Annotated in this window: 19 protein-coding genes; all 19 read left to right on the top strand. The window is 62.5% G+C overall.

Annotated features, from left to right (window positions below):
• Nucleotides 1-1,079: transglutaminase family protein (locus tag AC0L3L_RS31130; RefSeq protein ID WP_473640958.1), on the top strand; the 1,079-nt coding region annotated here is incomplete at its 5' end.
• A 6-nt stretch (nucleotides 1,080-1,085) separates the two neighbouring features.
• The gene (locus AC0L3L_RS31125; RefSeq protein WP_473640956.1) at nucleotides 1,086-3,491 is read left to right on the top strand and encodes a circularly permuted type 2 ATP-grasp protein; all 2,406 of its coding nucleotides are present in this window, start codon (nucleotides 1,086-1,088) and stop codon (nucleotides 3,489-3,491) included.
• A 25-nt stretch (nucleotides 3,492-3,516) separates the two neighbouring features.
• Nucleotides 3,517-4,401: a transglutaminase family protein gene (locus AC0L3L_RS31120; RefSeq protein WP_473640954.1), complete on the top strand. Its 885-nt coding sequence runs from the start codon at nucleotides 3,517-3,519 to the stop codon at nucleotides 4,399-4,401.
• Nucleotides 4,402-4,549: 148 nt separating this feature from the next.
• Nucleotides 4,550-5,656 carry a DNA topoisomerase IB gene (locus tag AC0L3L_RS31115; protein WP_473640952.1) on the top strand — a complete coding sequence of 369 codons (1,107 nt, stop codon included), beginning with the start codon at nucleotides 4,550-4,552 and terminating at the stop codon, nucleotides 5,654-5,656.
• Nucleotides 5,657-5,963: 307 nt separating this feature from the next.
• Nucleotides 5,964-6,305, top strand: coding sequence for a hypothetical protein (locus tag AC0L3L_RS31110; protein ID WP_473640950.1), 342 nt, complete (start codon nucleotides 5,964-5,966; stop codon nucleotides 6,303-6,305).
• Between the two features lies 1 nt (nucleotide 6,306).
• Nucleotides 6,307-6,873 (top strand): type II toxin-antitoxin system VapC family toxin, encoded by a 567-nt coding sequence (locus AC0L3L_RS31105; protein WP_473640948.1) that lies wholly within the window; start codon nucleotides 6,307-6,309, stop codon nucleotides 6,871-6,873.
• Between the two features lie 260 nt (nucleotides 6,874-7,133).
• A complete protein-coding gene (locus AC0L3L_RS31100; protein WP_192358717.1) occupies nucleotides 7,134-7,508 on the top strand; it encodes a YciI family protein in 375 nt (124 codons plus the stop codon).
• The gene (locus AC0L3L_RS31095; RefSeq protein WP_473640946.1) at nucleotides 7,505-8,779 is read left to right on the top strand and encodes an RNA polymerase sigma factor; all 1,275 of its coding nucleotides are present in this window, start codon (nucleotides 7,505-7,507) and stop codon (nucleotides 8,777-8,779) included. Before AC0L3L_RS31100 ends, AC0L3L_RS31095 begins: the two co-directional genes overlap by 4 nt.
• Before the next feature lie 174 nt (nucleotides 8,780-8,953).
• Nucleotides 8,954-10,465 carry an L-piperidine-6-carboxylate dehydrogenase gene (amaB, locus tag AC0L3L_RS31090; protein ID WP_473640944.1) on the top strand — a complete coding sequence of 504 codons (1,512 nt, stop codon included), beginning with the start codon at nucleotides 8,954-8,956 and terminating at the stop codon, nucleotides 10,463-10,465.
• 109 nt (nucleotides 10,466-10,574) lie between these two features.
• Entirely contained in the window at nucleotides 10,575-10,787 is a 213-nt protein-coding gene (locus tag AC0L3L_RS31085; RefSeq protein WP_123149613.1) for a hypothetical protein, read from the top strand.
• A 143-nt stretch (nucleotides 10,788-10,930) separates the two neighbouring features.
• Nucleotides 10,931-12,466: an FGGY-family carbohydrate kinase gene (locus tag AC0L3L_RS31080; protein ID WP_473527179.1), complete on the top strand. Its 1,536-nt coding sequence runs from the start codon at nucleotides 10,931-10,933 to the stop codon at nucleotides 12,464-12,466.
• Nucleotides 12,463-13,239: a DeoR/GlpR family DNA-binding transcription regulator gene (locus AC0L3L_RS31075; RefSeq protein WP_473486476.1), complete on the top strand. Its 777-nt coding sequence runs from the start codon at nucleotides 12,463-12,465 to the stop codon at nucleotides 13,237-13,239. The genes AC0L3L_RS31080 and AC0L3L_RS31075 overlap by 4 nt, the downstream gene beginning before the upstream one ends.
• Entirely contained in the window at nucleotides 13,236-15,002 is a 1,767-nt protein-coding gene (locus tag AC0L3L_RS31070) for a glycerol-3-phosphate dehydrogenase/oxidase (RefSeq protein WP_473640942.1), read from the top strand. Before AC0L3L_RS31075 ends, AC0L3L_RS31070 begins: the two co-directional genes overlap by 4 nt.
• Before the next feature lie 398 nt (nucleotides 15,003-15,400).
• Nucleotides 15,401-15,523: a hypothetical protein gene (locus AC0L3L_RS31065; RefSeq protein WP_473486478.1), complete on the top strand. Its 123-nt coding sequence runs from the start codon at nucleotides 15,401-15,403 to the stop codon at nucleotides 15,521-15,523.
• The gene (locus tag AC0L3L_RS31060) at nucleotides 15,520-16,170 is read left to right on the top strand and encodes a DUF2291 family protein (RefSeq protein ID WP_473640940.1); all 651 of its coding nucleotides are present in this window, start codon (nucleotides 15,520-15,522) and stop codon (nucleotides 16,168-16,170) included. The genes AC0L3L_RS31065 and AC0L3L_RS31060 overlap by 4 nt, the downstream gene beginning before the upstream one ends.
• Complete coding sequence (locus AC0L3L_RS31055; RefSeq protein ID WP_473640938.1) at nucleotides 16,167-17,708, top strand: sugar ABC transporter ATP-binding protein; 1,542 nt, start codon at nucleotides 16,167-16,169, stop codon at nucleotides 17,706-17,708. The genes AC0L3L_RS31060 and AC0L3L_RS31055 overlap by 4 nt, the downstream gene beginning before the upstream one ends.
• A gap of 88 nt (nucleotides 17,709-17,796) precedes the next feature.
• Nucleotides 17,797-18,870, top strand: a complete 1,074-nt coding sequence (locus tag AC0L3L_RS31050) for an ABC transporter permease (RefSeq protein ID WP_268931349.1) — start codon at nucleotides 17,797-17,799, stop codon at nucleotides 18,868-18,870.
• A gap of 32 nt (nucleotides 18,871-18,902) precedes the next feature.
• The gene (locus tag AC0L3L_RS31045) at nucleotides 18,903-19,862 is read left to right on the top strand and encodes a substrate-binding domain-containing protein (RefSeq protein ID WP_473640936.1); all 960 of its coding nucleotides are present in this window, start codon (nucleotides 18,903-18,905) and stop codon (nucleotides 19,860-19,862) included.
• Nucleotides 19,863-20,394: 532 nt separating this feature from the next.
• Nucleotides 20,395-21,474, top strand: a complete 1,080-nt coding sequence (locus tag AC0L3L_RS31040; protein WP_473640962.1) for an AI-2E family transporter — start codon at nucleotides 20,395-20,397, stop codon at nucleotides 21,472-21,474.
• Nucleotides 21,475-21,690: the final 216 nt, after the last annotated feature.

The following is a 21,690-nucleotide window of genomic DNA, read 5'->3' as shown; positions in this document are numbered from 1 at the left end:
GCCGTCCGTCGCTGTCCTATCTGTTCTCAGGCCTGTTCATCGGCCCGACCAGCCAGGCGCCGCGTTTCGACGAGGCGCGCCACGATTCACTTTATGAGCTCGAGATCGCGATGGCGCAGGTGCCGCATCCGGACAAGGGTCAGGCCCCGCTGCCGTGGTTGGTCGACCGGCTGTTCCGAAATCTTCTGACCGACGTGACGGGGAACACCCACCGCTCGGAAATCTGCATCGACAAGCTGTTTTCGCCGGACGGGCCGACCGGCCGGTTGGGGCTGGTCGAGTTCCGCGGCTTCGAAATGCCGCCCAATGCGCGCATGAGCCTCGCGCAGCAATTGCTGGTGCGCGCCATTATCGCCCGCGCCTGGAAGAACCCGCTCGATGGCCGCTTCGTGCGCTGGGGCACGTCGCTGCATGACCGTTTCATGCTGCCGCACTATGTCTGGGCTGACTTTCTCGACGTGCTGGACGACCTCAAGCTGAACGGCTTTGAATTCCGTCCCGAATGGTTCGACGCGCAGCTCGAATTCCGCTTCCCGTTCTGCGGCGAGGTCCAGCATGCCGGCATCAAGCTGGAACTGCGGCAAGCGCTGGAGCCGTGGCATGTCATGGGCGAGCAGGGCGCGATCGGCGGAACGGTGCGCTTCGTCGATTCCTCGGTCGAGCGGCTGCAGGTGAAGACTGAAGGGCTCAACCCGGAGCGTCACGCCGTCGTCTGCAACGGCCGCATCGTGCCGATGAAGGTGACCGACACCAGGGAGATTGCGGTGGCAGGGGTCCGCTTCAAGGCCTGGCAGCCGGCATCGGGTCTGCATCCGGCGCTGCCGGTCAACACGCCGCTGGTCTTCGACATCTACGATCGGTGGTCGGGCCGGGCGGTCGGCGGTTGCGTCTACCATGTCGCGCATCCCGGCGGGCGCAGCTACGACACCTTCCCTGTCAACGGCAACGAAGCGGAGGCGCGGCGGCTCGCCCGCTTCGAGCCGCGCGGCCATACGCCGTCCGGCTACCTGCTGCACGACGAACAAGCCTCTGAGGATTTCCCGATGACCCTTGACCTGCGGCGGCCTGCAAGACTCTGATCAGCCATGGCAAAGGGGAATCACAAGAAAATACGCGGCAGGCCGCACAACCTGCTGGAGCACTACCAGCCGATCGACGGCGTCGTCGACGAGATGGTCGATGCATCAGGCAATCCCCGTCCGGTCTGGAAGGAGTTCATCGAGGCACTGGAAGAACTGGGGCCCGAAAAGCTCGCCCAGCGCTTCGCCCGCGCCGACCAGTATCTGCGCGACGCCGGCGTCTATTACCGCGTCTACGACAAGGCCGGCGCCAATGAGCGCGAATGGCCGCTGGCGCATGTACCGCTGCTGATCGAGGAGCAGGAATGGGCCGCGATCAGTGCCGGCCTGGTTCAGCGGGCCGAGCTGTTCGAGGAAACGATCGCCGATATCTACGGGCCGAACCGCCTGGTCGAGAAGGGCATCCTGCCGGCGGGGCTGATTGCGGCCAGCCCGGAATATTTGCGCCCCGTCGTCGGCACCGGACCGGCCAGCGGCCATTTCCTGCATTTCTGCGCTTTCGAGCTCGGCCGTGGACCGGACGGCCGCTGGTGGGTGCTGGGTGACCGCACGCAGGCGCCGTCGGGTGCCGGCTTTGCGCTGGAAAACCGCGTCGCCACCACGCGCGCGCTGTCCGACATCTATGGCGAGATGCATGTGCACCGTCTTGCCGGCTTCTTCCGTCGCTTTCGCGACGCGCTGAACGGCATGGCCAAGGTATCAGGCGGCCGTGTCGCCATCCTGACGCCGGGGCCGCTCAACGAAACCTATTACGAGCATGCCTATATCGCCCGCTATCTCGGCATAATGCTGCTCGAAGGCGAGGATCTGACCGTCTCCGGCGGCCGGCTTATGGTGCGCACCGTTTCAGGGTTGATGCCGGTCAGCGTGCTCTGGCGACGGCTCGACGCGGCCTTCTCCGATCCGCTGGAGTTGCGGCCGGAGTCGCAGATCGGCACGCCAGGGCTGGTCGAGGCGATCCGCCGGGGAGCCGTTTCAGCCGTCAACGCGCTCGGCTCCGGGCTGATGGAGACGCGGGCGCTGTTCGCCTTCCTGCCGAAGATTTCGCGCGAATTGCGCAACGAGGAGCTTCTGCTGCCGAGCGTCGCGACATGGTGGTGCGGGCGGGACGCAGAACGTGACCATGTGCTGGCTAACCTCGACCGCATGGTGATCGGTCCGGCGCTGTCGACACGGCTTGCCTTCGAGGACGACGATTGCACCAGGCTTGGCTCGGCGCTGGTTGCCGGGGAGCGGGCCGAACTGATAGCCCTGATCGAACAGAACGGCGGCGACTTTGTCGGACAGGAAGCGGTGACGCTTTCGACCACGCCGGTCTATGTCGGCGGCTGGCTGGAGCCGCGGCCAGCAGCCCTGCGCGTCTATCTGGCGCGAACGCCGGAAGGCTGGACGGTGATGCCCGGCGGTTTTGCCCGCGTCGGCTTTTCGCTCGACCCGACGGCCATCGCCATGCAGCGCGGCGGCCAGGCGGCGGATGTTTGGGTGGTCAGCGACAGACCGGTGGAGCGCGAGACGCTGCTGCCGCAAGAGCATGACAGCTTCACCCGTACCTTGCCGGGCAGCCTGCCCAGCCGCGCGGCGGAAAACCTGACATGGCTCGGCCGCTATATCGAGCGATCGGAAGACACGGTGCGCATCCTGCGCGCCTATCACGTGCGGCTGGCCGAGGCCTCCGACCCGGATATGCCGCTGCTTGCCGATATCAGAGATTATCTCGAACCGTTCGGCATCGACGTCGAAACCGCGATCCCGCCGGGGCTGATCGGCACCTTGGACAGCGCCGTCTACAGCGCCGGACAAATCCGCGACCGCTTCTCGCCCGATGGCTGGCTGGCGCTGAAGGATCTGTCGAAGACCATTCATCAATTCGCGACAACGGTGGCGCCGGGCGATGACGCGACGCGGGCGATGACGGTCATCCTGCGCAAGCTCGCCGGGTTTTCCGGCCTGCTGCATGAAAATATGTACCGCTTCACCGGCTGGCGCTTCCTGGAGATCGGCCGGCGGTTGGAACGCGGCATCCAGATCGCCCGCACGCTGGCCCGGTTGACCAGGACTGCGGCGCCGGACGGCGCGCTCGACATGATGCTGGAGATCGGCGACAGCGTCATGACCCACCGGCGGCAGTATCCGGTGCAGGCCGGCCGGCGCACGGTGATCGACCTCCTGGTGCTCGATCCGCTCAACCCGCGCTCAATCCTGTTCCAGCTCGAGCGGCTGAAGGCCGAAATCGCGCTGTTGCCTGCTGTCAGCGGCGAGGGACACATGTCGCCGGCGGCGAAAGAGATCCTGCAGCTCAACACGGCAATCGCCATCAAGGAGCCATCGGACATGACGGCGAAGGCCCTGGCCGATCTCGCCAACGAGATCGGCGGCCTCTACAACAGCCTCGCCAAAGCCTATTTCGGGTAGGGGACGGGTTCGGATAAAGGCGGGCATGCTCTACGACATCAGGCTCAATCTGCGTTACGATTACGATGCTGCAGCCGGCGGCGGCCGCCATCAGGTGCGCGTGCTGCCGCCGACGATATCGGGCATGCAGCGCGTGATCGCCGCTTCGCTGTCCTTCGTGCCGGCGCCGAGCGAACGCTCGGATTTTTCCGATTTCTTTGGCAACAATGTCACGTCGATTGCCTTTCGCGACGTTCACGATGCGCTCGACATCAGGATGAGCGCGCGCGTCGCGGTTTCGCGGCCGGAACCCGGGCTTGACGTGTCGCCCGACATTCGCCGGCTGAGGGAGGAACTCGATGCGGTGCGGTCGCTGTCGCCTGATACACCGCATCATTTTCTGGCCGCCAGCGACCATGCCGGCATCAATGCTGATATCACGGGTTACGCGCGGAGCAGTGCCGGCAACTCCGCGGTCAGCACGGCCATGGACCTGTGCAGCCGTATCTACCGCGATTTCACCTATGATGGCGAGGCGACTACGGTGCAGACCCGGGCAAGCGATGCCTTCGACCTTAAGCGGGGCGTCTGCCAGGACTTTTCGCATATCATGATCGCCGGCCTACGCGGCCTGGGCGTTCCCGCCGGCTATGTCAGCGGGTTCCTGCGCACCATTCCGCCGCGCGGAAAACCGCGGCTGGAAGGGGCCGACGCCATGCATGCCTGGGTGAAGGTGTGGTGCGGGCGCGACACCGGATGGCAGGAGTTCGATCCGACCAACGGCATCCGGGCAAGCAACGACCACATCACCGTCGGCCACGGCCGCGACTACTCGGATGTCGCGCCGATCGTCGGCATCCTGAAGACGACCGGAGGGCAGGTCGGCGATCAAGCTGTCGACGTCATTCCGGTCGTGCTCGAGAAAGCATGACGGCAGGCGATGCCGCATCGATTTGTAGGCGCTGAACATAGGCGGAAGACGGGTTCTCATGCGGTGAGCCTGACATGTTTGTGAAAGCCATGGCGGAACCAGCGGCCGGTCCGTCGCTTATCTACGGGAAATTTCTCACGGAGAGGATATGCTGGACAAATCCGGGTCGTCGTCTGGCCAATCGGCTGCCAGGGAGGCTGCACCAAAGAACGGGGCGCCGAAAAATGGGTCGCAAGCCTCTGCCGATCGAGCCTCGCTCACCTACATCACTGACGCTGAACCCGGTATCCGCCGTTTTAGGACTGGCAGGGGATTTTCATACAAAGGACCTGACGGGCAGGGTGTCGACGACGACACTATGGCCCGCATCAAGGCGCTCGCCATACCGCCGGCGTGGACGGATGTGTGGATATCGCCGGATGCTGACGGTCACATTCAGGCGACGGGCCGGGATCAGCGTGGGCGTAAGCAATATCGATATCATGCGCTGTGGGCGGAGGAGCGCGACGGCGTCAAATATTCGAGCCTGGTTGCCTTTGCAGAAAGCCTGCCTGAGCTGCGGCGCCAGATCGATGCCGATCTGCGCCGTCACGGCCTGCCGCTGGAACGCGTTGTCGCCGCTGTGGTCTGGCTGCTCGACAACACGATGATCCGCGTCGGCAACGCCGCCTACGCTCGCGACAACAATAGCTTTGGGCTGACCACGCTGCGCGACCGCCATGTCGACATCACTGGCTCGAGCCTGCGTTTCGCTTTCAAAGGCAAGTCCGGCAAGGAATGGAAGCTGAAGCTCGTCGATCGCCGGATTGCCAGGATTGTGCGCGGGGCGCAGGATCTGCCGGGCCAGAAGCTGTTCCAGTATCTCGACGAGGACGGAAGCAGGCGACCGATCCGCTCAGACGACGTCAACCGCTACATCAGGGAGAACGCAGGGGACGATTTCAGCTCCAAGCATTTCCGAACCTGGGGCGGCACCATCCATGCTGCGTCACTGTTTGCGCAAACCGAACGACCCAAAACCCAGGCACAACAGAAGCGGGTGATGAACGGCGTCATCGACAAGGTGGCCGAGCGGCTGGGCAACACGCGCGCCATCTGCCGCAGCTGTTACATCCACCCGCAAGTTTTCGAAGCCTGGTCCGAAGGACGGCTGCTCAGCGAAATCGCGGATGTGAATAAGCGGAAGCGATCGAAACCCGGTCTTGATGACGAAGAAGCCCTCGTTCTGAGATGGCTGAAGGCGCAGGAAAGCTGAACCGAACAGAGCAGCCACAGGCCTTCATTGCGGCATTCTGTAGCAAAACCACCATCACGTCTCCGTCGATGGATTGATCGAAAGCCTGGTGAAGCGGCATGTCGAATTGTCGACTGTCTCTCGCCAGTTATTGCGAGATGCCTCGATTCAGTCTGGACGAATATGAGATGCAGGGCGATCCGGACTAGACGGGCGACGAGTATGGAGTGCGCCTGGACCTGTTCCGGTAGCGGGCATTGAAAAAACCATCTTTCCTGCTATGTTGTCTAAAATCGATTTTTGTTAAACGGAAACGTGAGGCACCCTGATGGCGAAGACAGCTGTACGTGTGCGTCGCGGCCTCTCCGTGGGCAAGCGGACGAAAACGCTTCCCAAAGCGGCTGCGAAAATGCAGATACGTCGCCTAGCCAGAATTAATGCCGTCCTGCAGAGGGCGGAAGAATCCGGCCTGCGCGGTGAGAAGAACGGCAGGATTGCGGGACGGGTGAGTGCTGACCTGATCAAGAAGGCTAAAGCTCGAACCGGATTGACGTCTGATACCGAGCTGGTCGAATTTGCGTTGGCAAATGTAGCCTTGGAAGACAATTTCGCCGAGACCTTCAGGAAAACACGGGGAACGGTGGATCCGACGCTGAAGCTCGGATTCTGAATTGGCCGATTTCGACTTCGGTGCGGCCGTCAGATGGTCGCGATTTGACCCCCAGAAAACTTTAAGCCGCCGGCCCGACAAGGAGCTGCCGATCATCGGTAACCTTGTCGAGGCGGGACCGGAATTGCTGCTGGATACCTGTGTTTACCTCGACGGTTTGCAAGGCCGAGCGCCAGAAGCAGTTGCCGACCTCCTCGACGTCAGGCAGGTCAATCATTCCACCGTAGCCATCCAGGAACTAATGCACACGGTTGGCGTCCTTAAGCCGAAGCACCCGGGCACCGCCGAAGCTATCAAGCAGATCGGGACCATGATCAAGGATATGCCGCCCCATCGGGTTTTTGCACCAGATACCGATGTCCTGGGCCGAGCCGCACTCCTCTCAGGAATGCTGTGTCGCCTGCAAGGCTACAAGAATGATTCCAGGCTGCGGGCGCTTCAGGATTGCGTGCTGTTCCTGCAGGCCCAGAAATTGGGATTTACCGTTCTAACGGGCAACATCAGCGACTTCGATTATTTGCTGCAGCTGATCCCGACGGGCCGGGTTTTGATGTATCGGCCAATCTAAACGTAGCTGCACATCCGGGCTTCCACGATGTCGAAATCTGGTGGTCTTTGCTACATAATGCCGGACTTCAGCGCTCCTCACTCTCCAACTCGGAAGCGATGGTGAGCCTGGAATGCGCCCCAGAAGGCCGGGCGCGTCCGGCGCGTGGCGGTTGCTACCGAATGGCGCTTCATTGTGCTCGCAGGACGTAATTTTTTTATCGACGTTATGTCGGGATCGGTCCTACTGTTTCGTCCTTTGACAGAGAAAAGGACGCACCCATGCTCTACGCTATCCTCTGCTATGCCTCCGAAGACGTCGTCTGCTCATGGAGCAAGGAACAGGACGATGCCGTCATGGAAAAACTCCTGGGCGTGCAGGAAAAATACGCTCAGGCCGGCCGGCTTGGCCCGGTGGCGCGGCTGCTGCCGACAACCGCTGCAACAACGCTGAGAAAGGTCAAGGGCGAAGCGGTCGTCATCGACGGACCATTTGCCGAAACCAAGGAACAGTTCCTCGGCTTCTACACGCTCGAATGCGCCGATCTCGACGAGGCCGTCGACTTTGCGCGCGAACTTTCCGAGGTCAACCCGAGCGGCGGCTCCTACGAAATACGGCCGGTCTCGCTCTTCAACCCCGCCAGGATTCCCGCATGACCGATCTCACCTGGATCAGCACGGCGATCAGCACGGCCCGCCCACAGGCGATGGGCGCGCTGCTGCGCTACTTCCGCGATCTCGATGCGGCGGAAGAAGCTTTCCAGGACGCGTGCCTGCGAGCTCTGAAGAACTGGCCGACAAACGGCCCGCCGCGCGATCCGGCAGCCTGGCTGATCTTCGTTGGCCGCAACAGCGGCATCGACGCGGTGCGCAAGCGTGCCAAGCAGGCGCCGCTGCCGGAAGAGGACCAGATCTCCGATCTGGAGGATGCCGAGACCGATATCGCCGAACGGCTGGACGGCGCGCATTACCGCGATGACATACTGCGGCTGCTGTTCATCTGCTGCCATCCCGACCTGCCGGTGACGCAGCAGATCGCCGTGGCGCTGCGCATCGTTTCAGGCCTGAGCGTCAAGCAGATCGCCCGCGCCTTTCTCGTCGGCGAAAGCGCCATGGAGCAGCGCATCACACGTGCCAAGGCGCGCATCGCCGATGCCGGCGTGCCGTTCGAGACGCCCGGTGCGGTCGAGCGGTCCGAACGGCTCGCCGCCGTCGCCGCGATGGTCTACCTGATCTTCAACGAAGGCTATTCGACCAACAGCGGTGAGGCGCCGGCCCGGGCGCCGCTCTGCGAAGAGGCAATCCGGCTGGCCCGGCTGCTGCTCAGGTTGTTCCAGACCGAGCCGGAGATCATGGGCCTGACGGCGCTCTTGCTTCTCCAGCATGCGCGTGCGCCGGCGCGTTTCGACGAGAACGGCGAAATCGTGCTGCTCGAAGACCAGGACCGCACCCTGTGGAGCCGCAAGATGATCGACGAGGGGCTGGCGCTGGTCGATAAGGCGCTGCGCCATCAGAAGCCCGGTCCCTACCAGGTGCAGGCGGCGATCGCCGCCCTGCATGCGCGGGCGGAAAAGCCTGAGGACACGGACTGGAACGAGATCGAGCTGCTCTACAGCCTGCTCGAGCAGATGCAGCCGTCGCCGGTGGTGACGCTCAATCGCGCCGTCGCGGTCGCCAAAGTGCGCGGGCCGGAAGCGGCACTTGCCATGATCGAGCCGTTGGAACAAAGGCTTTCCGGCTATTTCCATTTCTTCGGCCTCAAGGGCGGACTGCTGATGCAGCTCGGTCGTCGTGAGGAGGCGCGCATCGCCTTCGATCGCGCCATTGCGCTTGCCAATACGGCCGCCGAGGCGGCCCATATCCGCATGCACATCGACCGGCTGATCAAGGAAGGCGCCGCGCGGGGAACCGCGCAGACAGCGCGCTGAGCCGACTCGCTGGTTCAACGGTCTGACCTTGGCTTAGACCATGCCGGGGTGGCGGTTTTTCCCTGAAACGAGTAATGCCACGCCATGACAGCGCCTGATGTGCCGATCGGCACAGGCATGGCACAAGGCCTTGGCCGTCGCCATATAAGCGACGGGATCTGAAAGGGACAGAGAATGACGATTGCGAAGGAAACAGCCGGGGTACTGGCGAAACTGGGTGTCGCCGAGGACGCGCTTTCGGGCGGCGATCTAATCGTGCGCAGTCCGGTGACGGGTGAGCAGATCGCTGCGCTGAAGACGATCTCGCCAGCCGGTGCGGCAGAGACCATCGACAAGGCGCATAAAGCCTTCCAGGCTTGGCGTCTGGTGCCGGCGCCGAAGCGCGGCGAGCTGGTGCGGCTGCTTGGCGAGGAACTGCGCACCCACAAGGCCGAGCTTGGCCGGCTTGTGTCGATCGAGGTCGGCAAGATCCCGTCCGAAGGGCTCGGCGAAGTGCAGGAGATGATCGACATCTGCGATTTCGCCGTCGGCCTCTCCCGGCAATTGTACGGCCTGACCATCGCCACCGAGCGGCCCGGCCATCGCATGATGGAGACCTGGCACCCGCTAGGCGTCGTCGGCGTCATCTCCGCTTTCAACTTTCCTGTCGCCGTGTGGTCGTGGAACGCCGCGCTTGCGCTTGTCTGCGGCGATGCGGTGGTGTGGAAACCGTCTGAAAAGACACCGCTGACGGCGCTCGCCTGCGAGGCGATCTTCAAGCGCGCGGCAGAACGTTTCGGCGATGCTCCGGAAGGCTTGACATCGGTGCTGATCGGCGACCGCGCCGTCGGCGAAATCTTGGTCGATCATCCGAAGGTGCCGCTGGTTTCGGCCACCGGCTCGACCCGCATGGGCAGGGATGTCGGTCCGCGGCTGGCGAAGCGCTTTGCCCGCGCCGTGCTGGAGCTCGGCGGCAACAATGCCGGCATCGTCTGCCCGACCGCCGATCTCGACATGACCTTGCGCGCCATCGCATTCGGCGCCATGGGCACGGCCGGCCAGCGCTGCACGACGCTCAGGCGCCTGTTCGTGCATGATAGCATCTATGATGCCTTGGTTCCGCGCCTGAAGAAGGCCTATGAAAGCGTCTCGGTCGGCAATCCGCTGGAGACATCAGCGCTGGTCGGACCGTTGATCGACAAGTCAGCCTTCGACAGCATGCAGAACGCGTTGAAGGAAGCCGCCGCTCACGGCGGCAAGGTGACCGGTGGCACGCGGGTCGAGAATGGCCATCCCGACGCCTATTACGTTCGTCCGGCGCTGGTCGAGATGCCCAAGCAGGTCTCGCCGGTGACGGAAGAGACCTTCGCGCCGATCCTCTATGTGATGAAGTACTCGGATTTCGACGCCGTGCTCGACGAGCACAACGCGGTCGGAGTGGGGCTGTCGTCGTCGATCTTCACCCGCGACTTGCAGGAATCCGAGCGCTTCCTCGGCGTCGACGGGTCCGACTGCGGCATCGCCAACGTCAACATAGGCACATCGGGGGCAGAGATCGGCGGTGCCTTCGGTGGCGAGAAGGAGACCGGCGGCGGCCGCGAGTCGGGCTCCGACGCCTGGAAGGCTTACATGCGGCGCGCCACCAACACGGTGAACTATTCCAAGGCGCTGCCGCTGGCCCAGGGCGTATCCTTCGACATCGACTAGGCTGGTGAGACCTTTGTCGTGGCGGCTACGCCAATAGCTGCCAAGATTTATCTCGGTCGCCGTTCAGCGGCTTCAGGGAGATCCAAAACAATCTGCGAAAGCCGCATCAATGATGGCGAGCTACGCCGGCCTTTCCCATGAGCTTGCCCTCTGGCGGTGGAGTGACGGTGGCGAGATCGCGCGGCATGTGCGCCTGTTCGTCAGCGGCCAACTCGAAGCTGCCGCGGCCCGTCCGAGTTCGGACTTCGGCGCACTCGTCAAGGCCCTCGGCCGCAAGATTGGTTCGAAAATCACACACATTGACGTTAATTTAACACCATAGTATGGTCGATTCTGTTGGTTCGGAATTCCCATCGCTGTTCGGCTGCTGCATCACCGGGCAGCTTCTCCCCGCCGTCGTCAAGCGCAATGCACCAAAATCCTATTCGCAATGCGTGTCGGCAAACGCCGAGCTGAGAGGTAGCCATGTCCAGCCTGCTTGGGATCGACAACGGCCTGACGGTGACGAAGGCGGTGATCTTCGACGCCGACGGTTCGCAACTGTCGGTGGCGCGCCGGCGGGTGCCGCAATCGATGCCGCACGCGCGCTGGGTCGAACGCGACATGGCCGGCCTCTGGCAGGCGACAGCCGAGGCGATCCGGGAAGCCATTGCCTTGGGCGGCCGGCCAGCCAGCGACATTAAGGCGGTGGCGGCGACCGCGCATGGCGATGGCCTGTACCTGCTCGACAGCGATCGCCGGCCGCTAGGCCCCGGCATATTGTCGCTGGACAGCCGGGCGGGCGAAATCGTCGACAGATGGTCGCGAGGTTCGGTCTTCGCCGAAGCGCTCGCCCTGACCGGCCAGGTGCCGCACGCTTCCTCACCGTCGTCGCTGCTGGTCTGGTTGCGGGAGCACGATCCGGAACGCTTCAGCCGGGTCGCGCACATACTCGCCTGCAAGGACTGGCTGCGTTTCTGTCTGACCGGCACCATCGGCACTGACCTCACTGAGGCGAGCACCTCGTTCACCAATGTGCGTACGCAAAGCCATGTGCCGGAGGCGATGCGCATTTTCGGTCTTGAGGCATTGTTTGAAGCCTTGCCGCCGATGATGCATTCGGCCGACATCGTCGGCTACGTCACCACCGATGCAGCGGCGCTGAGCGGGCTTGCTGAAGGGACGCCGGTCGCTTGCGGCCTGCATGATGTCACTGCCTCGGCGCTTGGCATGGGCGGCCACGAGGAGGGCGTGGTCAGCATCGTCGCCGGCACCTATTCGATCAACGAAATAGTTTCCACCGAGCCGCGCGTCGACCTGCGCTGGTTCTGCCGCAATGCTATTGATCTTGGGCGTTGGAACAACATGTCGATCTCGCCGGCCTCGACGGCGAATTACGACTGGTTCCTCGACACGCTCTGCCGCCCGGAACAGGACGAAGCAAAAAGGACCGGCGGCTCGATCCACGAGATGCTGGCGGCAGAGATCGACATTGCGCTTGGCAGGCCTTCGACCATCTTGTTCCATCCCTATCTGTTCGGCTCGCCTTACGGCAATGCCGCCAGCGCCAGCTTTCTCGGCCTGCATGGCTGGCATGATCGCGGCGACATGCTGAAGGCAGTGCTGGAAGGCATCGTCTTCAACCACCGCACGCACGTCGAAGCGCTGCGCGACGGCTTTGCCGTTCGTGAGGTGCGGCTCACCGGCGGCGGGTCGCGCAATCCGGCCTTCGCGCAGATGTTCGCCGACGTGCTCAATGTGCCGGTCATCGTGACGTCGACCGACGAGGCGGCTGCCTTCGGCGCAGCCCTTTGTGCCGGCGCCGCGGTTGGCCTGTTTGCCTCACCGCAACAGGGGGCGCGCGCGGTCAGCAAGACGAGCCATGAATATCTGCCCGACGCGGCGCGCAATGCGGTTTTCGAGGACCGTTTTTCTCTCTATTGCCGCATTGCCGAATCGCTCAAGCCGCAATGGCTGGAGATCGAAAGGCTGGCGGGGCAAAGCATTGAGGGGGCTGCATGATCAAGGCCGACGAACGGCGCGAGGAAATCGCCGACTATGTGATCAAATTCGGCCAGGTGCGCATCGACGACCTGGTCGAGCATTTCGGCGTGTCGCGGATGACCATCCACCGCCATATCGACCAACTGGCGCACCAGGGCGTGCTGCGCAAGCTGCACGGCGCGGTGACGGTGCAGCCTTCCGGTCTTTATGAAAGCGCTTTCCGCTATCGGGTGACGGTCGGCAGAGCCGAGAAGGATGCGCTGGCGCATGCGGCGCTGGATTATGTAGAGGCCGGCCAGGCCGTCATGCTGGACGATTCGACCACGGCGAACGCGATCGCGCCTCTGCTGCCCGACATCAAGCCACTGACCGTCATCACCAACAGCGTCGCGACTGCAGCACTGCTGACCAATGTCGACGATATCGACTTCATCTGCCTGGGCGGTCAGTACCACCGCACCTACAATGCCTATATCGGCATCGTCTGCGAGAATGCCGTGGCGCAATTGCGTGCCAATCTTTTGATTTGCTCGGCTTCGGCGATCTCAGGCACCACGGCCTTCATCCAGGACCAGCATGTGGTCCGGGTCAAGCAAGCGATGGTCGCTGCCTCGACCAAGCGCATTCTTGTCGTCGACCATTCCAAGTTCGACAAGGTCGCCCTGCATGTTTTCGACGATCTGACCCGTTTCGACGCGGTGCTGACGACCGACGGCGTAAGCGATGCGCAGGCACAAAAACTCGAACGAGCCGGCGTAAAGCTGCGCATCGTCAAGATGACTAAGCCATGAGCCCTTCCGGCGACGCAGGCGCAGCCGACCCCGGCTCAGCCGACCCCATCGACCGCCTCGCCTTTATGAACAAGACGGGCGACGTCGACGTCATCATTCTTGGCGCCGGCATCAATGGGGCTGGTCTGTTCCGGGATTTGTGCGCGCAAGGCGTCAGTTGCCTGATCGTCGACAAGGGCGATTTTGGCTCGGGCACAAGTGCTGCGCCATCGCGGCTGATCCATGGCGGCCTGAAATATCTCGAAACGGGCGAGTTCGGGCTGGTGGCACAGTCGACGCTGGAGCGCAACCTGCTGTTGAAGAACGCGCCGCACTACGTCAGCCCGCTGCCGACAATCATCCCGATCTTCTCCTGGAGCAAGGGCATGTGGGCGGCGTTGCGCACACTGCTGGGCTCGACCAGCGCGCCGCGCAGTCGCGGCGCCGTCCTCATCAAGATCGGCCTGACGATCTACGATTTCTATGGGTCGCGGCATCGTGTCATGCCGCGCCACCGACTGGTCGGGCGACGGCGGGCGCTGAGCGAGATACCGGCACTGACCAGGTCGATCGTCGCCACCGGCATCTATTACGACGCCAAGATCAGCCATCCCGAAAGGCTGGTGCTCGAACTGATCACCGACGGGCTGGCAGCAAATGCCCTCGCCGCGGCCGCCAACTACACGACGCTGGTTTCGTCGTCCAATGGTGTGCTGACTTTCCAGTCAAAAGGCGGGGGCCAGTCAAAAGACGGGGGTCGGTCCGAGAACGGCGCCGTATTTGCGGTGCGGCCGAAACTGGTCGTCAACGCCGCCGGTCCGTGGATCGACGATGTCAACGCCTCGCTCGGCGCGCCATCGAAAATGATCGGCGGCACTAAGGGCTCGCATATCCTTTTGAAGCACGACGAACTGGTACGAAGCCTGGCAGGCCGCATGCTCTACTTCGAAGCCGACGACGGCCGCATCTGCCTTGTCTACGACTATCTCGGTCTGGCGCTCGTCGGCTCGACCGACATCCAGGCCGACAGCCCGGACACAGTACGCTGCGAGCCGCAGGAGATCGACTATCTGCTCGAAAGCGTGCGTGCGCTGATGCCGGGCATGAGCTTTGGACGCGACCAGATCGTCTATGCCTATAGCGGCATCAGACCGTTGCCTGCATCCGACGCCTCTGTCCCCGGCTTGATCAGCCGGGATCATTCGGCACCGGTCGTCGAGCCGGAAGGTTCGCGTCCGTTTCCGATTATCTCGCTGGTCGGCGGCAAATGGACGACGTTCCGCGGCTTTGCCGAGGAGGTTGCCGACACGGTACTCGACCGGCTGGGACGCGGCCGCAAGGTCACCACGCGATCGATGCCGATCGGCGGCGGCAAGGGTTTTCCAACCGAGCCTGCGGCGCGAGCTGCCTGGCTGGCGGATGCCAGATCGGCTTCGGGCGCCGACGAACGCCGTCTCGACCAACTTCTGTCGCGCTACGGAACCAAGGCGTTGCCGATCGCCCGCCACCAAAGTTCAGGAGACAATGAAGATCGCCTGCCGGGGGCAAGCGACTACGGCACATCCGAAATCGACTACATCGTTCGTAATGAATTCGTCGAGCATCTGGCCGATATCGTCATGCGGCGCACGACCCTGGCCATTGGTGGTTCCCTGACCATGAGCGATTTGAAGCAGATCGCCGCCATTGCCGGCCGTGCACGTAACTGGGACCCGCAGCGGATGTCCGACGAACTCGATGCCGCTGTCGCGCAGCTCAGCGACAGGAATCTGATGCGATTGTGATGGCGCCCTGATTTGGGACGAACACCTCGCGGGTATGCGCTGTTTTCAAAAAATACCACACGAAAACAGCATATTAAGCTTTGTTGACAGGTGCCCATTCTCCGGCAGTGCCGGAGAATGGGCAAAATATCACATGTCTTGACGTGAATTTAACACTAACGTATGGTCGATTTTGTGCCTGAGGCCTGACTGTTCCGAAAGGCTTCGGCTCGTGAGGAATTTCTTGCTTACGGCGGTTGGGCTGACGAACCAGCGCATGCAATCGCGGTCACACGATCGTGCAGCCGAATACCGGCTGGGTTCTCGGCCGCAATCAACTGCTACGCGACAAAGTTCCTCTCGATGACGCCGGCTGCACGCTGATCCCGGTGAAGGCGGATTGACAACGACATGAACGCGTGAAAAATTTTTCAACTGAAGATAATAATATCATCTCGGGAGGAGATGGAATGAAATCCAGCAGCGCCGCCAGTGGTGATCGTGACCTGATCGGCGTCATGCCGCAGGTCGTTGCACCATGAGTTCGCAGCCCGCTACCACGATCAATCGGCGGGTCGGCGTTCGTTGGATTGTCGCCGCGGCCGCGATCCTGATTTTGCTCGGCGCGATGGTTCTCGACACCAAGGTCGTCATAATTGGTTCGGCGGAGGACGCGCGAAAGGCTGCGTTCTCCCCGGAAGAATACGGCAAGTCCGAGTTTCCGAAGGTTCAATCCGCCGTGGAGCAGCGCGCGGTGAACGCCGCTACCCTTGCGTCGGCCATCGCCAAGGACAAGGCGGTGGCAGAGAAGGAGTACGGCGTGCCGGCCAATGTCGGTACGGAATTCTCAGTCAAATTCACCGGCGTGGTCGGTGAGGGAAAGTCCGGCATCTACGCCGTCAAGGTCGACGAGGTTCCCAGCACTTTGGTCATTCGAGTGCAGACGGGTCCGGCGATCAACGGAACCGATCTGCGCGATGCCACGGGCACGATCACCTTCGGGCAATTCACCAACCAAATCGAGTATCAGAACGCAGGATCGGCCTTGAACAACGAGATGAAGAAGCAGGTGTTGTCGGCCATCGACAATACCAAGCTCACCGGGAAGACGATTTCGGTGTCCGGCGTCTTCAAATTGATCAATCCCAAGGGCTGGCTCGTCACACCCGTAAAGCTGAGCGTTCAATGAATGCGGCGCCTCAATTCGAGCCGGCGGCCGGCGATACCGTGCTCGCGGCGCGCAACATCGTAAAATCCTATGGCGGAACGCATGCCCTCAAGGGGGTCAATTTCGACATCCGCCGTGGCGAGGTCACCACGCTGTTCGGAGAGAATGGCGCCGGCAAGTCGACGCTGATGAAGATCCTTTCCGGTGTCGAGACGCCGACATCCGGAAGCATCGAACTCGATGGCCGTCCTGTCGTCTTCTCCTCGACCGTCGACGCGCGGGATCGAGGCATCTCGATAATCCATCAGGAGTTGAGTCTCGCGCCCAATCTGAGTGTGCGCGACAATATTTTCATGGGCCGTGAGTTGCGGGGCGCGACCGGCCTCGACTTCGCGGAGGAGGCTCGTCAGACGCGGATGCTGATGGCCGATCTCGAGGAAGACATCGATCCGATGACCTTGGTGCAGGATCTGCGCCTGGGCCAGCAGCAGATCGTCGAGATCGCACGCGCGCTCTCCGTCGATTCACGCATCCTGATCATGGACGAGCCTACCTCCGCATTGAGCGCGACCGAGGTGGAGGTGCTGTTCAAGGTGATCCGGGACCTGACCGCCCGCGGTGTTTCGATCGTGTACATCTCCCATCACCTCGAAGAAGCGCTGCAGATCACCGACCACGCGGTGGTGCTGCGCGACGGAACGATCACGGCCACGGCCAAAGCGAAGAACATCGATCTCGAATGGATCGTCCGTAACATGGTGGGCGAGAACTTCGACCTGGGATCGCCGCCCACGGGATACGCATTCGGCGACATTGCCCTGTCAATCGACGATGTGAGCGTCGCCGATGTTTCGAGTTCGGACCGCCTGGTCGTCCACCGGCTGTCGCTCGATGTCCGCGCGGGCGAGATCGTCTGCATTTACGGGCTGATGGGCGCCGGGCGCACGGAATTGCTGGAGTGCGTCGCCGGACGCTTGCCGGTGACGGGCGGCCGGGTCTTGCTGGAGGGCGACGACATCTCCCGCCTCAGCATTGCGGAGCGGATAATCAGGGGGCTTGTGCTGGTGCCTGAGGACCGCCAACGCGACGGGCTGGTCCAGACGATGACCGTGGGGGCAAATCTGTCGCTCGCCAGCATTGGCGCCTTCGTCAAGGGGATGCTGCTTTCGCGGTCGCGGGAGCGGTCGCTGATCGACGGAACCATTCGCGATGTGCGCGTCAAGACGGCGGGCGCAGGCGCGCCCATCGGATCGCTGTCCGGCGGCAATCAGCAGAAGGTCGTCATCGGCAAGATGCTGACCACCGACCCTAAGGTCATGCTGCTGGACGAGCCCAGTCGCGGGATCGATGTCGGTGCCAAGGCGGAGGTGTTCCGGCTGCTCGGCGAGCGGGCCGCGCAGGGGCTCGCGGTCGTGTTCTCGACCTCGGAAGTCGCCGAGTGCCTTGGTATCGCGCACCGGATCATCGTCATGCGCCGAGGCAGGATTTCGGCTCAGTTCGGCGCCGACGTCACGAAAGAGCAGATCATGGCCGCCTCGGGCGAGGCCGTGCTCGTCTGATCATGAAGAATACAGGAGCCAGACCGTGACCAACGCCAGTCAGAATCGTAGCCGCTCCGGCCCGAGGACATCGAGCGGTGGCTTCAGTGTGGCCAAACTGTTGCTGGAGGGCCGGGCGTTTCTCGCGCTGATGGTGATCATCTTCGTCTTCTCGATGCTGTCGCCCTATTACTTCTCGTTGGGCAATTTCCTCACCATGGCGTCGCATGTCGCCATCTTTGGCATCCTCGCGGTCGGCATGCTGCTGGTCATCCTCAATGGCGGCATCGACCTGTCGGTGGGGTCGACGCTTGGGCTGTCGGGGGTCATCGCCGGATTCCTGATGCAGGGCGTGCAGTTGCAAATGCTCGGCGTCGTGCTGTTTCCCCCCGTCTGGGTGGTCGTGGTGCTGGTGTGCGTGCTCGGCGCACTGGTCGGTCTGGTCAACGGCGTCCTTATCGCCTGGTTGAAGGTGCCGGCCTTCGTTGCCACACTGGGCATGCTCTATGTGGTGCGCGGCGCCGCGCTGCTGATGACAAACGGCCTCACATATAATGATCTCGGCGGCAAGCCGGAGCTGGGCAATACCGGCTTCGACTGGCTGGGCTTCAACCGCCTGTTCGGTATCCCTATCGGTGTGCTGGTCATGGTGGTCATCGCGATCATCGGCAGCATCATCCTCAATCGCACGGCCTTCGGCCGGTGGCTGTATGCCTCCGGCGGCAACGAGCGCGCCGCGGAACTGTCCGGCGTGCCAGTGAAAAAAGTGCAGGTGTCGGTGTATATGCTGTCCGGCATCTGCGCCTCGGTAGCCGGCCTCATCCTGTCCTCGGAACTGACCTCGGCAGGGCCGACCGCCGGCAACTCCTACGAGCTGACCGCCATTGCGGCCGTCGTCATCGGCGGCGCGGCACTCACCGGTGGTCGAGGCAATATCCGCGGCACGCTGGTCGGGGCCTTCGTCATCGGCTTCCTATCCGATGGCCTCGTGATCATTGGCGTGTCCGCCTACTGGCAAACAGTGTTCACCGGCGCGGTCATCGTGTTGGCGGTGCTGCTCAACGCCATTCAGTATCGCCGTCGCGTCAAGCTCCCGGGCTCGACCGGCGGCCCTTCGACTTCTCCGCAACAAGCCGGCAAGGCCCGAACGGCCGATCCCGCTCACGAGAAGATTGCCGGTTGACCGGTACCATCGCTAACCAAGGAGGAAATTTCATGTATGGCAAGGCAAGAATTCTAATGCTCACGGCCTTTGCGCTGGCCGCTCCGGTCCTCGCAGGGTCGGTAAGCGCAGCGTCGGCCGAAGGCCTCATTTCGATCATCGTCATCGATCCCGCCAACCCGTACTGGCTCACCGAAGGCAATGTGGCCAAGGCCGAGGCCGAAAAACTCGGCTACACCGCGACTGTCGGCGCATCGAAAGCCGACACGAACACGGAAAGCAGACTGATCGACACCGCAATCACCAACAAATCCGTGGCGATCATCCTCGATCCTGCCGACGCCAGCGGATCCATCGGCGCCGTCAAGAAGGCGATTGCCGCGAACATCCCGGTCTTCCTGGTCAACGCCGAGATCAATCAGGAGGGTCTGGCCAAGGCGCAGCTCGTTTCCAACAACGCACAGGGCGCCGCTCTGGGGGCACAGCAATGGGTGACGAACATCGGCGAGAAGGGCAACTACGTCGAACTGTTGGGCGCCCCGTCCGACAACAACGCCGCCACCCGGTCAAACGGATACGAGACCGTGATCAGCCAGTATCCGGACCTCAAGAAGGCCGGCTCGGAGGTCGCCAACTGGGACCGCACCCAGGGCCACGACAAGATGCAGAGCCTGCTGCAGGCCCATCCCGATATCATCGGCGTGACGAGCGGCAATGACGAGATGGCGCTTGGCGCGATCGCCGCGCTGAAGGAAGCCGGAAAGCTGTCGAGCATTAAGGTCGGCGGCTTCGATGGCTCTCCGGACGCTGTCGCCGCGATCAAGGCGGGCGACTTGCAGTACACCGTGCTCCAGCCGGTGGCCGCCTACTCGGCGAAGGCCGTACAACAGGCCGACTCGTTCATAAAGACCGGCAAAACCGGCGCGCCGACCGAGAAGCAGCTGTTTGACTGCCTTCTCATCACCAAGGACAACGTCGACAAATACACGGCTCCCTTCACGCTCTCGGAGTAAAAAACGAAGGGGGAGTGTCCCGCGGGACACTCCTCGCCTGACCCTCGTTGATCGGGCCGACGCACCACATGTCTGTTACGCTAAAACTGAAACACAGGCCGTGACCTGAATCCGCGCTGGTGGCTCTATGGAGCGGCTGATGTGGCCCACCGCATGTCGTTGAAACGCCACCCGTGCGGATCCATATACGCATTGCGTCGGATGTTTTCCTCCCATTGCGTCCGGCGCGTTCCCCTCTGGAGGTTTTGAACCTTCATGCCTGGCCGGACTTTAACAGTCCGGCCTTTTTTCTATTGGTCCTGTGAAGCTGCGCTGCCGCGAGCGAGTTGTAGAACGGCCGTAGGTCAGACCATCCACGACCGGCAGGCCGAGGTGCTGGCAGCGCACGGGATTTTCGTCACACTCGACAGCGGCCTAGCAGTAGGGTGCTGCAACGGAAGCTGCCATTTTGTCGGGAAATCCACTAGGCTCGCTTGGTTTTGCGAGACGGCGAGAGATGCCCGACCTGAAACAGATGCCCGATATAAAACAAATGAGATTGCTCGGCATCGTGGCCGCGACGGCGATCGGTCTGTATGTCTGCTATCTCTTGGCGTTGCCTTTTTTGCCCGCATTGACCTGGGCGGTGGTGTTGGCAATCATCCTGTATCCGGCTCATCGACAGGTCGAGGAAAGGCTCAGGAACAAAAACCTGGCTGCACTGATGTCGGTCAGCATCGCGGCGGTTGCAGTCGGCCTGCCGCTCATCTTCGTGGCACAGCAGCTTGTTCGCGAGGCGGTAAACGGAGCCACCTATATGGAGGAGGTCATCCGGGGTTGGAACACAGATGCCTTCGTGTCGGGCTATCCCAGGCTTTCGGCGGTTGCCCAGTGGATTGAGAACCAACTCGATCCGGCCGGCACGGTCGCCGCATTTGTACAATGGCTGACGGCACAAAGCACATCGCTGTTGCGCGGCTCGATCAATCAGGCCGTGATGTTCGTTCTGACATTTTATCTGCTGTTCTATTTTCTGCGGGACCGTGAATCCGCCCTGCGGGGGATCGAGCGTCTCTCGCCCCTGCGTACCGCGGAGACGGCATACATGCTGTCCCGCCTTGCCGAGACGGTACATGCGATCCTGATAGGCACCGTGCTTGTCGCCGCTGTGCAGGGGACGCTGGGCGGCCTGATGTTCTGGTGGCTCGGCCTGCCCACTCCGGTCTTCTGGGGCTTGGCAATGGGACTGCTTGCCATCGTGCCGGTGCTCGGCGCATTCGTGATCTGGGTGCCGGCAGCGATCTATCTCGCGCTGGAGGGGGCTTGGGCGAGCGCGGCGATCCTGACCGTCTGGGGCGGCGTGGTCGTCGCCGGCATCGACAATCTGCTCTATCCGATGCTTGTCGGGAACCGGCTGCGGCTCCACACGGTGGTGGCCTTTGTCGGTGCTGTCGGTGGCATCGTCCTGTTTGGAGCATCCGGGCTCGTCCTCGGCCCGGCGGTGATTGCGGTCACCGTCAGCCTCATTGACATCCTCAAGAAACGATTGAGCGACCAGCCCGAGGCGGAACTGACGCCAAAGCGCGACACAAAGCCATCACGTCAGTCCAGAGCCGCGCCTAGTCGTGAGTAAGCACCGCCACGCGCCACCAGTTCGGCGACCACCACGATGCGCATGAGCATTGTTCCAGCGTCAGCCTGTCCCGCCTTGCGATCACGACCAGCACGCCGACCGGCTCTGGCCGGACTGGTTCGGCCGTGCGCTCGACAGCGGCGGCAGCGGCGCGTCGAAGCTGGTCGATGCAGTTCCGGTCAAGTCCGATCCTGCTGGTGACGACGGCGAGTGCCG

The sequence above is a fragment of the Mesorhizobium sp. WSM4849 genome (assembly GCF_055811385.1).
Note: the sequence above shows the minus strand (reverse complement) of the source record. Positions and strands in the feature narration are given on the sequence as shown.

Coding starts and splice junctions, on each gene's coding strand:
- amaB (WP_473640944.1), top strand. CDS start 8,954: ATGACGATTGCGAAGGAAACAGCCGGGGTACTGGCGAAACTGGGTGTC.
- AC0L3L_RS31070 (WP_473640942.1), top strand. CDS start 13,236: ATGAGCCCTTCCGGCGACGCAGGCGCAGCCGACCCCGGCTCAGCCGAC.
- AC0L3L_RS31045 (WP_473640936.1), top strand. CDS start 18,903: ATGTATGGCAAGGCAAGAATTCTAATGCTCACGGCCTTTGCGCTGGCC.
- AC0L3L_RS31055 (WP_473640938.1), top strand. CDS start 16,167: ATGAATGCGGCGCCTCAATTCGAGCCGGCGGCCGGCGATACCGTGCTC.
- AC0L3L_RS31075 (WP_473486476.1), top strand. CDS start 12,463: ATGATCAAGGCCGACGAACGGCGCGAGGAAATCGCCGACTATGTGATC.
- AC0L3L_RS31115 (WP_473640952.1), top strand. CDS start 4,550: ATGCTGGACAAATCCGGGTCGTCGTCTGGCCAATCGGCTGCCAGGGAG.
- AC0L3L_RS31120 (WP_473640954.1), top strand. CDS start 3,517: ATGCTCTACGACATCAGGCTCAATCTGCGTTACGATTACGATGCTGCA.
- AC0L3L_RS31080 (WP_473527179.1), top strand. CDS start 10,931: ATGTCCAGCCTGCTTGGGATCGACAACGGCCTGACGGTGACGAAGGCG.
- AC0L3L_RS31100 (WP_192358717.1), top strand. CDS start 7,134: ATGCTCTACGCTATCCTCTGCTATGCCTCCGAAGACGTCGTCTGCTCA.
- AC0L3L_RS31095 (WP_473640946.1), top strand. CDS start 7,505: ATGACCGATCTCACCTGGATCAGCACGGCGATCAGCACGGCCCGCCCA.
- AC0L3L_RS31110 (WP_473640950.1), top strand. CDS start 5,964: ATGGCGAAGACAGCTGTACGTGTGCGTCGCGGCCTCTCCGTGGGCAAG.
- AC0L3L_RS31125 (WP_473640956.1), top strand. CDS start 1,086: ATGGCAAAGGGGAATCACAAGAAAATACGCGGCAGGCCGCACAACCTG.
- AC0L3L_RS31040 (WP_473640962.1), top strand. CDS start 20,395: ATGAGATTGCTCGGCATCGTGGCCGCGACGGCGATCGGTCTGTATGTC.
- AC0L3L_RS31060 (WP_473640940.1), top strand. CDS start 15,520: ATGAGTTCGCAGCCCGCTACCACGATCAATCGGCGGGTCGGCGTTCGT.
- AC0L3L_RS31085 (WP_123149613.1), top strand. CDS start 10,575: ATGATGGCGAGCTACGCCGGCCTTTCCCATGAGCTTGCCCTCTGGCGG.